This is a genomic window from Paenibacillus sp. FSL R10-2771, assembly GCF_038000205.1.
Classification (GTDB): domain Bacteria; phylum Bacillota; class Bacilli; order Paenibacillales; family Paenibacillaceae; genus Paenibacillus_AQ; species Paenibacillus_AQ phytohabitans.
In genome coordinates this window covers 1,657,026-1,670,779 of sequence record NZ_JBBOBM010000001.1, presented here as the reverse complement: position 1 = coordinate 1,670,779, position 13,754 = coordinate 1,657,026, and the positions used below count along the sequence as shown (strand labels likewise).

The 13,754-nt window shown below is 46.9% G+C and carries 15 protein-coding genes; 9 read left to right on the top strand and 6 right to left on the bottom strand.

The features are described from left to right. Positions 1–799: 799 nt before the first annotated feature. Entirely contained in the window at positions 800–1,903 is a 1,104-nt protein-coding gene (locus NSU14_RS07000) for a Gfo/Idh/MocA family protein (RefSeq protein ID WP_340943754.1), read from the bottom strand. 23 nt (positions 1,904–1,926) lie between these two features. Next, positions 1,927–2,586, bottom strand: a complete 660-nt coding sequence (locus NSU14_RS06995) for a ThuA domain-containing protein (protein WP_042138948.1) — start codon at positions 2,584–2,586, stop codon at positions 1,927–1,929. Between the two features lie 175 nt (positions 2,587–2,761). Here NSU14_RS06995 and NSU14_RS06990 point away from each other — a divergent pair, with 175 nt between their 5' ends. From NSU14_RS06990 to NSU14_RS06980, 3 genes are all read left to right on the top strand, one after another. After that, positions 2,762–3,595 (top strand): helix-turn-helix transcriptional regulator, encoded by an 834-nt coding sequence (locus tag NSU14_RS06990; protein WP_042138949.1) that lies wholly within the window; start codon positions 2,762–2,764, stop codon positions 3,593–3,595. Between the two features lie 128 nt (positions 3,596–3,723). Beyond that, complete coding sequence (locus tag NSU14_RS06985) at positions 3,724–4,755, top strand: ROK family protein (protein ID WP_340943752.1); 1,032 nt, start codon at positions 3,724–3,726, stop codon at positions 4,753–4,755. An 89-nt stretch (positions 4,756–4,844) separates the two neighbouring features. Then, positions 4,845–6,044 (top strand): MFS transporter, encoded by a 1,200-nt coding sequence (locus tag NSU14_RS06980; protein ID WP_076244688.1) that lies wholly within the window; start codon positions 4,845–4,847, stop codon positions 6,042–6,044. 68 nt (positions 6,045–6,112) lie between these two features. Here the strand turns inward: NSU14_RS06980 and NSU14_RS06975 are convergent, their stop codons facing one another. Next, on the bottom strand, positions 6,113–6,796 hold the full coding sequence (locus NSU14_RS06975) for a GDSL-type esterase/lipase family protein (RefSeq protein WP_076244547.1): 684 nt from the start codon (positions 6,794–6,796) through the stop codon (positions 6,113–6,115). Positions 6,797–7,061: 265 nt separating this feature from the next. Between NSU14_RS06975 and NSU14_RS06970 the strand changes: the two genes are divergently transcribed. Continuing rightward, positions 7,062–7,703, top strand: coding sequence for a pectate lyase (locus NSU14_RS06970; protein ID WP_445670085.1), 642 nt, complete (start codon positions 7,062–7,064; stop codon positions 7,701–7,703). Positions 7,704–7,805: 102 nt separating this feature from the next. Continuing rightward, the gene (locus NSU14_RS06965; protein WP_340943745.1) at positions 7,806–8,477 is read left to right on the top strand and encodes an SOS response-associated peptidase; all 672 of its coding nucleotides are present in this window, start codon (positions 7,806–7,808) and stop codon (positions 8,475–8,477) included. Positions 8,478–8,786: 309 nt separating this feature from the next. On the opposite strand, the gene NSU14_RS06960 is transcribed toward NSU14_RS06965, so the two are convergent. Next, positions 8,787–9,329: a thiol-activated cytolysin C-terminal domain-containing protein gene (locus tag NSU14_RS06960; protein WP_340943743.1), complete on the bottom strand. Its 543-nt coding sequence runs from the start codon at positions 9,327–9,329 to the stop codon at positions 8,787–8,789. A 136-nt stretch (positions 9,330–9,465) separates the two neighbouring features. On the opposite strand from NSU14_RS06960, the gene NSU14_RS06955 reads away from it, so the two are divergent. Further along, a complete protein-coding gene (locus NSU14_RS06955; RefSeq protein WP_340943741.1) occupies positions 9,466–10,056 on the top strand; it encodes a hypothetical protein in 591 nt (196 codons plus the stop codon). 55 nt (positions 10,057–10,111) lie between these two features. Here NSU14_RS06955 and NSU14_RS06950 read toward each other — a convergent pair whose 3' ends face one another. Beyond that, positions 10,112–10,888: an NAD-dependent epimerase/dehydratase family protein gene (locus tag NSU14_RS06950; protein ID WP_042138959.1), complete on the bottom strand. Its 777-nt coding sequence runs from the start codon at positions 10,886–10,888 to the stop codon at positions 10,112–10,114. 690 nt (positions 10,889–11,578) lie between these two features. On the opposite strand from NSU14_RS06950, the gene NSU14_RS06945 reads away from it, so the two are divergent. From NSU14_RS06945 to NSU14_RS06940, 3 genes are all read left to right on the top strand, one after another. Beyond that, positions 11,579–11,974 (top strand): sigma-70 family RNA polymerase sigma factor, encoded by a 396-nt coding sequence (locus tag NSU14_RS06945; RefSeq protein WP_340943737.1) that lies wholly within the window; start codon positions 11,579–11,581, stop codon positions 11,972–11,974. A gap of 64 nt (positions 11,975–12,038) precedes the next feature. After that, positions 12,039–12,236, top strand: coding sequence for a helix-turn-helix domain-containing protein (locus tag NSU14_RS35945; RefSeq protein WP_418793968.1), 198 nt, complete (start codon positions 12,039–12,041; stop codon positions 12,234–12,236). Positions 12,237–12,384: 148 nt separating this feature from the next. Continuing rightward, positions 12,385–12,951, top strand: a complete 567-nt coding sequence (locus NSU14_RS06940; RefSeq protein WP_340943736.1) for a lysozyme — start codon at positions 12,385–12,387, stop codon at positions 12,949–12,951. 112 nt (positions 12,952–13,063) lie between these two features. Here NSU14_RS06940 and NSU14_RS06935 read toward each other — a convergent pair whose 3' ends face one another. After that, a complete protein-coding gene (locus tag NSU14_RS06935; RefSeq protein ID WP_340943734.1) occupies positions 13,064–13,666 on the bottom strand; it encodes a hypothetical protein in 603 nt (200 codons plus the stop codon). Positions 13,667–13,754 lie beyond the last annotated feature (88 nt).

Below are 13,754 nucleotides of genomic sequence, written 5' to 3'. Positions count from 1 at the left end.
TGTGCCGTATGCGGTGTGCGTAAGACAGATGTTTGCGTAGTACAGATAAATGATATTAAGACAGGGGGAAAGGTATAAGGGGGAATGTAGCGGCAATAGCCGTGATTGCGATGATATTGAAAGTGTAGCGGGAACTGCACTAATAGCGGTGATAGTTACTGAATAGTATCTTTAACACTAATTGGCCGCGTCACTCCAGAGAGTCTCTCGTTATGCATAAGTAACAGTAATATTGGGTTAAAGCAAGGGTGCGTGAGCAATCTGCAGCGGGAAATTGTACATGTATCGCAGTTGTGGCTCATTTTGATAGGTTTGTCTCTAGTCCAATATTAATTAAGTGGAAAATGTACATCTAAATTCCAATAATCAAACAGGCTATAAACAATAAGTGGATAAAGAGCATCTAATTACTCCATTTCTCTAGTGAAAGGCAGATTCGGCAGAATTAATTGTACTTTTTCCACTTATTATCCTATTTTTAGTATTGGATGAGATATTAAACGTCGTTTTTCCACTTATTTCGATTGGTCAGCATTGGAGGCGCGCGCGACAAGGTACGGAGCAGATTAGTCAAACTACTGGCGCGACAAGGTACAGAGCAGGTTAGTCAAACTACTGGCGCGACAAGGTACGGAGCAGATTAGTCGGACGGCTGGCGCGACAAGGTACGGAGCAGGTTAGTCGGACGGCTGGCGCGACAAGGTACTTACTAGGGTAGCTGAGCCACGCACGAAAACGGCGATTCATCCCCATAACCCGGGGACAGATCGCCGTTTTTTGACTATACAAGATACATTAACTACTCCAAGTAACCCTTAACCAACCCCAGCGGAAGCAGCTTCGGCTGCTCGCAGCTGGTCACCAGCTCCGCATAACGCTTAGTGTCCGAGCTGGTGTGGAACGCATGCATAATCTCAAGGACATGATTTGCCAGCTCGCCATTCGCGCGCGGGGTGTCTCCTGTCCCGATACAGCGGGCCATATCCGCTACGCCAATGCCGCGGCTGTTCCCGGCATAATTGTAGATCAGCGGAATCTCCTGGAATTCCGTGCTGTGCGCCGGCCGCAGCAGGACCGGCCCGCCGAAGGTGTTCGGGTCGGGTACGATCAGTGTGCCGAGCGAGCCGTAGATTTCGATCCGCGGCAGCGTGCTGTGCCAGACATCGAAGCTCGTAATCATCGTAGCCACGGCACCGCTCGCGAACCCGATGGTTCCGGCCACATGTGTAGGGACTTCGACATCAACCACCTTGCCGAACTTCTTCTCACTGGTGATCGTCCGCGTGGCGAATGAGGTTTTGGTGATCCCGCATACCGTCTTCGCCGGGCCGAGCAAGGATACCAGCGCCGTAAGATAATACGGCCCCATATCAAACATCGGTCCGCCGCCCGCCTGATAGTAGAACTCAGGGTCCGGATGCCAGCTCTCGTGACCATGGCAGAGCATGAAGGCGGTTGCGGCAACCGGCTCTCCGATATAGCCGTCCGCAATCAGCTTGGCGCAGGTTTGCAGGCCGCCTCCGAGGAAGGTGTCCGGCGCGCAGCCGACGAACAGATTCTTTTCTTTTGCCAGCTTAACAAGCTCGGTTCCATTCTCTAGCGTTAGTGACAGCGGCTTCTCCACGTACACATGCTTGCCGGCCAGCAGAGCCTGCTTACAGACATCGAAGTGGAAATTAGGCGTTGTCAGATTCACGACAATCTCTATTTCTTCCGAAGCCAGCAATTCCTCTGTCGTCCATACATGAGGAACTCCATATTTCTCCGCTGCCTGCGCGGCCCGTTCAGGGTCCAGATCGGCACAGGCGTAGACCTCCGTATTCACAAAGGTTCCGGTCAAATTCTCAAAATAAATGCCGCTGATATTCCCGCAGCCGACGATGCCTACCTTCACTTTATGCACAATGAGTCCCACCTTGTCTCGGTTTATTTTGCTGCCCAGATGAAGCCTTTACGCATCAGTTCCTTGGCTTCCGGAATATCGAAGACATCCGCATGATGTCCAAGCGAATTATAGAATACCTTGCCCTGGCCCCAGCGTTTCGTATAAACAACCGGCATGGTGATCACACCGTTCGCCGAATGGTCGCCTTCGCTCAGCACAAAAGTCGTAGTAGCCAGTACATCTACCGCCGGATCTACATGCAGATAATACTGCTCGGACTTCACCTTGAAATCCGGGATGCCTTCCACAATCGGGCTGGAGCCGGATCTTACGATGTTCACTTCATAGTCCACCCCGTCGTTGAAGGGATGCGCCACCCACTGTGACCCGGTCAAAAATTGCCATTCTGTATTGTTACGGAAGGAGTCGCACATCCCGCCGTGACAACCGGCAATGCCTACCCCGGAAGCCACAGCCGCCAGCACCGCTGACACCTGTTCACCCGCAATTTCACCCATTGTCCATACCGGCACAATCAGGCTTAATTCCTTAAGCGCCTCGGCATTGTTGAAGCTGTCCAGCGTATCCGACACCTCTACCTCGAACCCTTCAGCCTCCAGAATGCCGGCAAAAATCGCCGCAACCTCATTCGGTTCATGACCATCCCATCCGCCTTTTACAATCAATGCCTTCTTCGCCATATCAAGTTCTCCTTTTTATCCTGAAATCAAATTTGGTTTTGGATTGAATAGCACGTCTATACCCTGAAGAAATTGTAATCCAAACCGGTGGGGGATGCTCGCCATTTTGCTTGTATGAATGGTCATTTTTTGCTATGTTTAGATCTAAATAGCGAAGAACAGAACAGGAGATATCATGAGAGCTTTTCACGAGAACAGAACGTATGGAACAGCTTTTCCCTTCACTGCATTTGTGAGTCACAATATAGATTTCCTGGCCCACTGGCATAATGATCTGGAGATCATCTATGTACTGGAAGGCTCGATCCGGATGGGGATCAACTCTGAAACACGGGTGCTTCAGGCAGGCGATCTGGCCGTATGCAGCAGCGGAGATATTCACTACTATGACAGCAAGGACAACACATCGAAGCTTATTCTTGTCATCTTTAACCCGGCGCTGATCGGCTTCCCTGCAGGCTGGCCCCTGAATCTGCGGCTCACCTCCCCTTTCCGGGAGAACCGGCCGTCCACACCGGAGGATGAGGTCATTAACCGGCGTCTGTCCGCGATTATGCAGGAGCTGCTGCAGGAGCATCTTCTGAAGCCTCCGCATCACGAGCAGCTGATGACCGGCCTTTTGCACGAGCTGTGCGCATTGATTCTGCGGCATATGCCGCTGGGATTAGTCAATCCTCATAAGGATAAACGGCGCATTACGAATATGAAGATCATGCAGGAGGTTCTGGAATACCTTGACGTCAATTACATGCATCCCATCACCCTTGCCGACGCCGCCAATCACGCCAACATGAGCCTGTTCTATTTCTCCCGCTTCTTCAAAAGCATCTCGGGCATGAGTTACATTTCGTACCTCAATAGTATCCGGGTCAATCAGGCCGAACGGCTGCTGCTGAATACAGACACAAGCATACTCGATATCGCGCTGGAATGCGGTTTCTCCAACATCCGCACCTTCAACCGTGTATTTAAACAGGTCAAGCAGCGGACACCGAGTGAACTGCGTTGATCATGTGTTAATGCTGCGGTGCGGTTCTGCTAATCATCGCTTGCTTATTTGCCGGGAAGTCACTACAATACACTTATTACAACTCTTTTAATAATAGGATTATAATCATCCGGGAGGAAGGTTGCGCTATGGTAAATCCGTCTCATAACACACAGCTGGTGAAGAAAATAAACGTGGAACTGGTGAAAAATATACTCCGCTCATCCGGCACAGGCACCAAAGCCTCCATCGCCGGACAGACCCGGCTGAGTGTAGCCACCTGCGGCACCATTCTCAATGAACTGGTTCAGACCGGGGAGATTCTGGAGCTTGGGTGGGAGGAATCCAGCGGCGGCAGACCGGCACGGAAATATCAGTTCAACGCCAATTATTCCCTCATGATCTGTATGATCGTGCGTTCGGAGGGCGGAATTCAATCCATTAGTTATGCGCTGGCGAATCTGAATGGTGAGATCATGGAGCAAACGGACAAGGTGCATGAGCAAATTACCATAGACACCCTCACGGACTGGCTGGATCAGATTATTGAGGTTCACCCGAATGTTCAGGCGGTCGGCATCGGCATTCCCGGTGTAGTCCAGCAGGACCAGATTGGAATCTGTGATGTTCCGGCGCTCGCAGATCAGCCCCTTGGCATTCTGCTGAAGGAGCGCTATGAAGAGGTTGAGATTATTATCGAGAACGATATGAATCTGACGGTTTACGGCTTGTATCAGCGGCTGTTTCCGGATGCGGAGAGCCATTTTGCCGTGCTGACCTTCCCCAAGGATCATTTCCCGGGAGCCGGCTTTATGGTGAATGGACGATTGCTTAACGGGAACAGCTTCTTCAGCGGAGAAGTGTCTTACCTGCCTTATGGCATTCCGAGGGAGCAGCAGCTGCAGCTGCTGAAGAAGGGCGGAGATCCCGGCAAGCTGGCTATACATGCACTGGTATCCATTATCAGCATCATTAACCCTGCTACGATCGTTGTCACCGGTGACAATATATCGCCTGAGATGCTGGAGGATCTGCGCAGCGGGTGCCAGGAGATTATTCCGCCCGAGCATATGCCAGAGCTGATCATCCAGAATGACACCCGCCGGGAATACATGGCAGGACTGATTACAACAACCATGGAAAGCCTCACCTACCGGTTTCAGCTGGTGGAACGGAAGTAAGCCAAACATTATTTTATCATCATTCAGGAGGCATCACTTTGAAGGCTCAAGCACGCAATTCTGCTGGCAAACGTAACACTATCTATATTATGCAGCTCGTAACCATTTTTCTGGGCTTTGTCGTCTTCGGAATCTCGGAAAATATTAAAGGACCCGCAATCCCGCGGATTCAGCTCGCTTTCAACCTGGATGAAGGACAGCTGGGTACACTGCTCTCGCTGAATGCGCTGGGCTACCTGATCGCCTGCTCGTTCACTGCTATTCTCGTCCGCAAATGGGGCATCAAGGCGGTCAGCATTATTTCATTTGGTTCAATGGTTCTCTCCGGAGTACTGATTTTCCTGTCGCATACCTACCCTCTATTCGCTTCCTCCTACTTCCTGATGTACATCGGCAACGGGATGCTGGAGATTGGCCTGGCGATTCTGGGAGCACGTATTTTTGTAAAAAACACGGGGATGATGATGAATTTATCCCACTTCTTCTATGGGCTGAGTTCGACTATAGCGCCGCTGCTGGCCACCGGGGTTATGTCGCTGAGTGTGTTTGGACATATGCTGGACTGGCGGGGGATGTATCTGGTGATGCTGTCGCTCTGCCTGCTGCCGATTGTGTCGGCGCTGCGCAGTACGTTTCCCGGGGATGATCTGCCGCATGAGGACCGCACTTCCTTCAAGACCTTGATGCGCGATCCTGCGCTCTGGATGATGGTAATGATCCTGTCCTTCGGGGTTGTCTCCGAGCTCGCCGTTGGCGGCTGGCTGGTTAATTTTCTGGAAAAAGCTTACGCCTGGGATACCGTCAAGGCCTCCGGCATGCTGTCCGCCTTCTTCCTCCTGTTCTCGCTGGGAAGACTCGTTATCGGACCGCTGACAGACCGGATCGGCTTCGTGCTCTCGCTGATTATTTTCTCAATGTTCTCGGCAGGTTGTACCTTTGTAGCGCTGGCCGGCGGGGAAAGTCTGGCTTTTCTGTTCGCTTTGTCCGGGGCAGGGATCGCGATCATCTACCCTACCGTCATGGCCTTTATTGCCCGCCGCTATCCTAACGGGAGTGATACTGCGATTACTTTTGTAGTCACGCTGATGGGTCTCGGCAGTGTTATCGGGAACTATATTATCGGCTGGGTGATTGAACTCGTTAAGACGGTCTATGGCCGTTCAAGCGAGCTTGGTCTGCTGCGCGGCCTGCAGGCGGGCTATGGCTTCATCGGGTTATGTGCTGCGGTCTGCTCCGTGTCGGGAATTGTGCTGTATGTGTATTTGAAGCGGAGAGGGGAACTGATCTGAGGGCTCGTTATAACTGAACAGCGGCTCTCCTGCTCCGGAGGACCGCTGCTTTGCATTCTATCCTACGCTTATAGATATTCTTTTAGATTATTAAGGACCACCGCGTAACCATTCGCATACATATGAATCCCGTCCATCGTGCACTCTTCGTTCAGATTCCCTTCCTCATCCGTCAACCCTTCATTCACATTAATGAACGCATACCCATGCTGCGCTGCCAGCTTCTCCACTTCGGCATTGGCTTCGCGTAACGCGGCATTTGTTCTGGTGCTGAACATTCCCGCCTTCATCTCTTGATCCACTCCGCTGAAATCAGCCTTAGCATTCACCGGATAGTACGCCATGACATACACCTTGCATTCCGGCAGCCTTGCTCCGATCTGCGTCAGAATCTCATTATAGTTCGCAAGCAGATGCCCGACATGATATTCGCCGTCTGCTGAGCTGATGTCATTGGTGCCAATATTAATGAACAGCTTAGAAGGCTCCAACTCAACAATACATTCCTCCAGGGAATTTAACAGCTCACTGGTTACATAGCCTGCAATTCCGCGGTTGTAAATAATCGTCTGCTTCTCCAGCGTCTGCTGTAATTCATTAACCGGAAAATACTCCATCAGTGAGGAGCCGGCCATTACGGTCTGTCCTTTCTTGGCATATGTATTCAGAATCTTATACTTTCTTACTTTCTCTTCTTTCTCTCTTGTCATATTATTGTTCATAATCTCGTGGATAAGTTCTTCCTGCGTCAATGTAATCTCCTCCATTCTACTATTGTTATACACTATAACTGAGCTTGCAGCTCCCTCCAAATTGTGTCGAAAATATGGTAATTGATCTCAGCAGAACTAATTTGTTCTATGCACACGTGTTCCGAATATCCTATATATCGGGTGCGGGCAGAGGTGCACATCTGGTCAGGACACCTGCAAGATACCGGTTCGCCGGATCTATACTCTACAGTTGAAGGGCGGAATATTATTGAAAAAGGTTGTGGGCTTACTCCTGTCGGTTGTTATGTTGTCTTCGTTCTATGTTGCCAGTCCGGCCAAGGTATCCGCTGCAACGCCAATTGTTGTTAGTACAACGATTGTTGTTCCAGCAGGAGAGACCTTTAACGGCAATGGCCAGACTTATATCGCCAATGCGAGTACACTTGGAGATGGCAGCCAGGCAGAGAACCAGAAGCCAATCTTCCGGCTGGAGAAGAATGCTACACTCAAAAATGTAATTATCGGTGCTCCCGGCGCAGACGGGGTGCACTGTTATGGAAACGCTACAATCTCTAATGTAACCTGGCAGGATGTGGGCGAGGATGCATTGACGCTGAAAGCCTCCGGTACAGTCAATATTACAGGCGGAGGTGCATATAAAGCTTACGATAAAGTGTTCCAGGCAAACGCTTCGGGGACAATCAACATTAAGAACTTCAGAGCCGACGACATCGGCAAGCTGGCCCGCCAGAACGGCGGAACCTCCTACGCCGTGAACTTCACACTGGACAGCTCTGACATCTCGAATGTCAAAGATTCCATCTTCCGTACAGACAGCAGCAGCAGCGCCGCAAAAATCACCAACACCCGCTATCACAATGTGCCCACCTTGTTTAAGGGCTTTGCCTCAGGTAAAACCAGCCAGTCGGGCAACACGCAATATTAAGGTGAAGTCAGCTGGCATAATTGCAACTGAATAATCAATCCAACACTTACCTCCTCTATCCATAGAAGCCAAGCGCTATAATTGGATGAGGAGGTTGATTATATGTGTGGACGCTTTACCATTACGGTCACCCTGGAAGAACTAATTGCGCACTACTTAATCGATGACAGCAAAATAGCTACGCTGAAACCCAATTATAATGTAGCTCCTATGCATAATGTTCCAGCGGTAATTGCCAGTGACGCGGGGAAACGCTTGGGGGAACTACGTTGGGGGCTGGTACCGTTTTGGGCCAAGGATGAGAAGATCGGCAGTAAGATGATCAATGCACGCGCGGAGACAGTGGCCGATAAGCCTGCCTTTAAACGGCTGCTTAAAACCAAGCGCTGTATCATTCCGGCTGATGGATTTTATGAGTGGAAGAAGGACGGGACCAGCAAGCAGCCCTATCGGATCCTCATGAGTGATGGCAGCCTCTTCTCCTTCGCCGGATTGTATGACACCTGGGAAGATCCGGAGGGAAAGAAACTAAGTACCTGCACCATCATTACCACTACACCGAACAGTTTGATGGAGGATATTCATGACCGCATGCCGGTTATATTGAGACCTGAAGATGAGGCCGATTGGCTGGGGAGAGACAAGGATGATGTAGAGTCATTATTAAAACTGCTGAAGCCCTACGATGCAGCGAAAATGCGGGCTTATAAGGTTCCTTCGGCTGTAGGCAATGTACGTAATAATTCTAAGGATTTGCTTGAGGATATTGGATGAATTGAACATGCCAGACAATAAATAATCCCTGCCGACCAGATGGGTTAGCAGGGATTATTTATTATGTATCATTAAAAGTTAATGGGCTACTTTATGTATGCTCTAAATTCAAATTGCCGAACAAAACGGGCAGCGGCTATTATAATTGCGACGTGTATCCCCTTACTACTCCGCCATAATCCATGAGTTGGCGAATAGAGTATGGATCTTCTCGGTACAATCCAGAACCACAAATCACTTGGAACATTATGTATATTCGCAGGTAAATACCCCCACTGAATGCAAGCAGGGGAACACACCATTATCAATTCATCTATACGTTATGGCCATTTGCTTATCTGTTAACAGAATATTACGTACATTTCCGCTACCATCAAACATAACTGAAATGAGATGAATTTTTGTGTTATCTTCAATATTTTTAGCCCACTCAGATTCTTTTACAAACTGTTTGCTGTCTGAATCGTAAGCATAATCCAAATTTTTCTCAATATCCGCCAGATATTGATCCCCATAAATTTTCTTAACATCCTCTTTGGACATTCCGATTTTCAAACCGCCGACCGTCTCATACATATCCTCCGATTCTTCAGTCAAATTAATACCCGCCACTTTATCCTCACGGTACATAATCCTTACTCCGGAGCTGTAAGCGAATGAATTGCCGATTTTTATATCTTCGCCTTCACCAAGCACTTTTTCCGCATCCACACGACTCATTCCATACTGAACAACCGCTTTATCATCATCCGCCTTTTTTATGCCTAAGTCTTTCGTGGTGAGTCCTCCATTTGAAGATCCACAAGCAGTCAAACAGAACAGAAATAATAATGCCATTATACTCTTTCTCATGTCCAGCCCCCTAGATAATTTACCTAAAGTTTACCATAGGGAGAAATACGAAAAAAGCTCATCCGACCCGATGAAGGGATACCGCAGGTCCGTGGTGCTGAAACTAAATGTCATATCAAATCAGGAGCGTACCGCCATGGTCAATACTGTATCGCTTGCTGTTAATGCGGTGATTGGCGCAGGCAAGCTGATTCTTGGCGTGTACCTCCTTTCCGGCTGGTTGATCACCAACGCCATTTATTATTTGATTCTCAGTGCGGCAAGAGGTCAGGCGCTCCACAAGTTCGCAGCCGTCAAACAAATCGAACAACCCGGCGAGAGGCTCCAGCTGGAGCATAACATTTACAGGCGCAGCGGCCTGTTCCTTTGCCTGCTGGGCATCAGTTATCTGCTCGTTTCCCTGCGGATGTATGTCCTCGGGGATGCCCTTATTTTCAGCGGAAACCTTGTCTATCTCGTCGCTGCCGTTTCATTCACCAAGCTTGGGATGGCGGTTTGCAGCATGACGGCTAACCGGCATCTGAAGGGTCCCATTGTATCCACACTCAAAATATTCAGCTTCACCGACGCCTTAGTATCCATCGTAGTCACTCAATACACCCTGCTGACTATGCAGCACTCCCCCGGAGCCCTGGACAGCAGTGCTTTGCTCGGGATGGGTTTCAGCCTTTTCTTTGTATGTATAGGTATGTATATGGCTTGCACAAAAAAAGCACGCGAAAAATAATCTTCGCATGCCTTCTTTATATACAGGTAACAGAAATCGCGGATTGCGCTGCTTCTTACTCCTGCTGCCCGCCCTGATATTCGGTTTCATCCTTGCGTATTTCCCAGCCCTCCGCCTTGGCCTGTTCGAGCAGCTCCGCCGCATCATCCTGGGGCTTGTATCCGATCAGCTCCTCCAGATAACCAATGGTATAATAGTTGTCACTATTCGCCGAGGTCCCGTACAGATTCAAATATTGCAGGTCCTCATCCGCCTGAATACAGCAGTTGACCAGCTGCAGCAAATCACGCTCCGAGATCCAGATATGCCCTGCCCGCTCCGAATGGGGACGGTCATCCCCGGGGAAGTTGCCGATCCGGATATTCAGTGAAGAAATCTTGCCCTGATCTGAGTACAGGCGGCCGAGCAGCTCGATATAACATTTGCTTAATCCATAGAAGCTGTCCGGCCGGTAAGGGTCAGACGGTCCCGTTGTCTCATCCGACTTATAATAACCGGTCGCATGATTGGAGCTGGCGAATATAATGCGCCGCACCCCATTCTGCACCGCCGCCTCAAACAGCTTATACGCACCCGCTACATTCCCCTGAAGCACCTTACCGAGGAAATCGTCTTCATCCTTAATCCAGGCAAAGTGAAGCACCGTATCGACATCTTTAGTAAGCTCCGCCAGCCGTGCTTCATCATTTATGTCCAGTTGGGCGATCCCCTGCTCTTCGTCTGCCTGTATATCTGCGCCGGTAACCTCGTATCTGCCGTCTTCGTTCAGCCCTTTGAAGAGTGCATTGCCGATCCTTCCAGCCGCTCCGGTCAGTAAAAGTTTGCGTTTCATTCATCCCATGCCCCTTTCCAGCCTGCTAGTCCTAAGCATTATTAACCTCTGGAGGGGAAAAGATTACAAAGGGCTTGAATTTTCCGGAAGTCATCCTGCTTATCCCCTCACAAAGTTATGATAACAGTCGTTTCTTAATGAATATACTTACCAAACTTAAGATTAAGTGAAGCGTTTACCTGAGTTTTTCGCTGCCGCCTGCAAGAACAGCAATAGCGATTAAATGTATATAATCATCAGGAGCTTAGTCCACTCTATCATTGCGGTTCACAATATAATATCGAATACCTTTGAAATGGAGTGATGATAGATGGCAACAATAATAAGCTATGGTTCGCAGACAAAAATGCCGTTAGATCCGTTAACTACTATTTTAACAGTTGCAGGGATTCCCGTTGGCGTAGAGATCGTAGTCTAGATGGCATAGTTCAAAAACCTTGTACTGTTGAATCGATCTGATTTAACTGTACTTTTTTTATGAGAACTAAAATTAAGTAAATATCTTATAAGTTTTGCTTATTTTCTTCTTTGTTGGCGGAGTACCGGCGCCGCTATCACCAAGTGCAGACTATTTCAAGAACTGGCGTATCCGTATGCCGATTCTTTTTTTATGGTGCTGCCTAATATGTATGGCTGCTTAATGGGAGCGCAGCATAGCAGCAATCTCTCCATAAAGAAGGGGGGCTTATATTGAATAAGGATGATGAGGTAAATCGTCGTTTTATCAAGTATATGGCCAATCTTATTCATTATAACTCTATCAATTATGACAAAAAGAGACGAATGAAGGACAGCCGATTCCCGCTGACTTTCGACAACGATGAAAACCTGGAATCTGTCTTACTTACTGTTCATGATTCAGAATCTGTGCCACCAAATTTAAAAGATCACATTACGGATCACTCACTTTATCAAGCTTATGAATCTCTCTCAGCACAACAACAACAGATTTTATCTTTTGCTTACGTACAAGCACTAAATGACAAGGAAATAGCCGGATTAATGGGAGTATCCCAACAAAATGTCTCGAAACACCGCTTAAAAGCTCTATCTAAACTGCGCAGCTTGATAACGGAAGGGGAATGAATTATGAGGAAGGGTAACATTGACTTGAAGAATGAAATACAAAAAAACGTAAAGCGGTGATTTTATGTGGGCCCAACTTTTAGTTCAAGCTCAGCAATACCACGATCAGGAGGCAACATTACAGGTCTTAGAATCTTTCACACCAAAGATCAAAGCCTCCTTGCGACAAGTACCCGCCGATTATCGGGATGATTTAAAACAGGAACTCTATGTCAAAATGATAGAGGTTATACAAACTTTTAATATTAGTGAATTGAAATAAAATATGGAGAGTGGTTGTAAAAAAAGAAACTCATTTCTCTTTATATACTGTGAAGACAATACGGCATTGCAGAAAACTTGGGAATGGCGCTCTGTCTATGATTCCTCCTATTGCTCTTCTCCTAATCTTAATTTCAGGAGTGATTAATATGTCGAATTTTTCTTTAGGCACCAGTGGAGCAAACATTATCAAATCGTATGAGGGATTTTCCTTGAAATTTTATGGAGATCTTTATGGGTTTCCAACTGTTGGATGGGGTCATTTGATAACAAATACTAAAACATATACTAAAAATACAACAGGTAATGCAAATGATTCCCTTCTTACCCAAGCACAAGCTGATGCTCTATCAAGCTCTTTGAGCCTCGGTTATACATCACCAATTTCTCAGTCTAAGGCAAATACTTTTTTTACTGAGGATACTGCAAAAGCTATAAAGGCTGTAAATAATTTAGTACCCCCTAATGGTCATACATTTTCACAATCTCAGTTTGATGCACTTGTTTCATTCACTTTTAATGGAGGTTCCGGGGTGCTAGCAACCGGTGATGTTCAAGCTATGCTTGAATATCAGCAAATATATCCATCTTTTAATGGCCACTTTCAACAAATGAAATTGATACTTGTTCAAGATTGGTCAGCAAAGCATTTTCATACGATAGAAATTTACAAAGACGAAGAAATGATGAAGCAACTTTATTTTGTACAGGCATGAAGTATACTCACAAGTATCCAGTATATACACTATAGTTTAATTGTTTTAGGGCATAAACAAGAAAGGTCAGCCTAAAGGCTGACCTTTCTTGTTTGGAAAATATAATCTTAATTCATTTAATCAGTAATTTTTTTAGCTCAAAAATAGTTGCCTCTGATAACAAGATAACCCTATCGTTATTAACAACAAAAAAAGTTACACTTACAGGTATTCTAAGTTTTGTAGAAGGGTCACTTATATCTATGACTTTTACTTCATCATTTATATTTAAGTCTGGGATAAGTATTTTGTACGATCTATAAAAAGAGTCCGAGTTATAGCATGCTTCTGTAATCTGATATACTGGATTTTTTAGTTCATATTGATATTTCTTATACTTTTTTAGTCCTTTTGATGAAAAAAAGTCTTTTTCGATTACAAGTTCATCCCCGATAAATTTTTGCCCTGTTGGATATTCAGAAGCATCATTATATGAATTGGCAAATCCTAAATGCTTCTCAACTTTCCAAGTTCCATAGAAATATTTTTCAGTTTCACTATCCAAATTTATACGGTCATCAGTACAATATTCGGATGTGTTTTTTGGAATAATAGACTCTTCCGTTTCAGCTTTAGGTTCTCTAGAAGTATTTGGATTTGATGTCGTTTCAACATTTCCGCAAGCCGATGCCAGCATCAACATTATCATCATACAAGCCATTAATGTTTTTTTCATATCTCATCCCCCCGTATGGATTAAAGTCTCCCAGTTCCATCGTTTTTATATCACCATGTACTCACGGTATTTTTTTCGGTTAAGTTGT

Coding starts and splice junctions, on each gene's coding strand:
- NSU14_RS06980 (WP_076244688.1), top strand. CDS start 4,845: ATGCAGCTCGTAACCATTTTTCTGGGCTTTGTCGTCTTCGGAATCTCG.
- NSU14_RS06935 (WP_340943734.1), bottom strand. CDS start 13,666: ATGAAAAAAACATTAATGGCTTGTATGATGATAATGTTGATGCTGGCA.
- NSU14_RS06995 (WP_042138948.1), bottom strand. CDS start 2,586: ATGGCGAAGAAGGCATTGATTGTAAAAGGCGGATGGGATGGTCATGAA.
- NSU14_RS06950 (WP_042138959.1), bottom strand. CDS start 10,888: ATGAAACGCAAACTTTTACTGACCGGAGCGGCTGGAAGGATCGGCAAT.
- NSU14_RS06985 (WP_340943752.1), top strand. CDS start 3,724: ATGGTAAATCCGTCTCATAACACACAGCTGGTGAAGAAAATAAACGTG.
- NSU14_RS06955 (WP_340943741.1), top strand. CDS start 9,466: ATGGTCAATACTGTATCGCTTGCTGTTAATGCGGTGATTGGCGCAGGC.
- NSU14_RS06970 (WP_445670085.1), top strand. CDS start 7,062: ATGTTGTCTTCGTTCTATGTTGCCAGTCCGGCCAAGGTATCCGCTGCA.
- NSU14_RS06960 (WP_340943743.1), bottom strand. CDS start 9,329: ATGAGAAAGAGTATAATGGCATTATTATTTCTGTTCTGTTTGACTGCT.
- NSU14_RS06990 (WP_042138949.1), top strand. CDS start 2,762: ATGAGAGCTTTTCACGAGAACAGAACGTATGGAACAGCTTTTCCCTTC.
- NSU14_RS35945 (WP_418793968.1), top strand. CDS start 12,039: ATGTGGGCCCAACTTTTAGTTCAAGCTCAGCAATACCACGATCAGGAG.
- NSU14_RS06940 (WP_340943736.1), top strand. CDS start 12,385: ATGTCGAATTTTTCTTTAGGCACCAGTGGAGCAAACATTATCAAATCG.
- NSU14_RS06965 (WP_340943745.1), top strand. CDS start 7,806: ATGTGTGGACGCTTTACCATTACGGTCACCCTGGAAGAACTAATTGCG.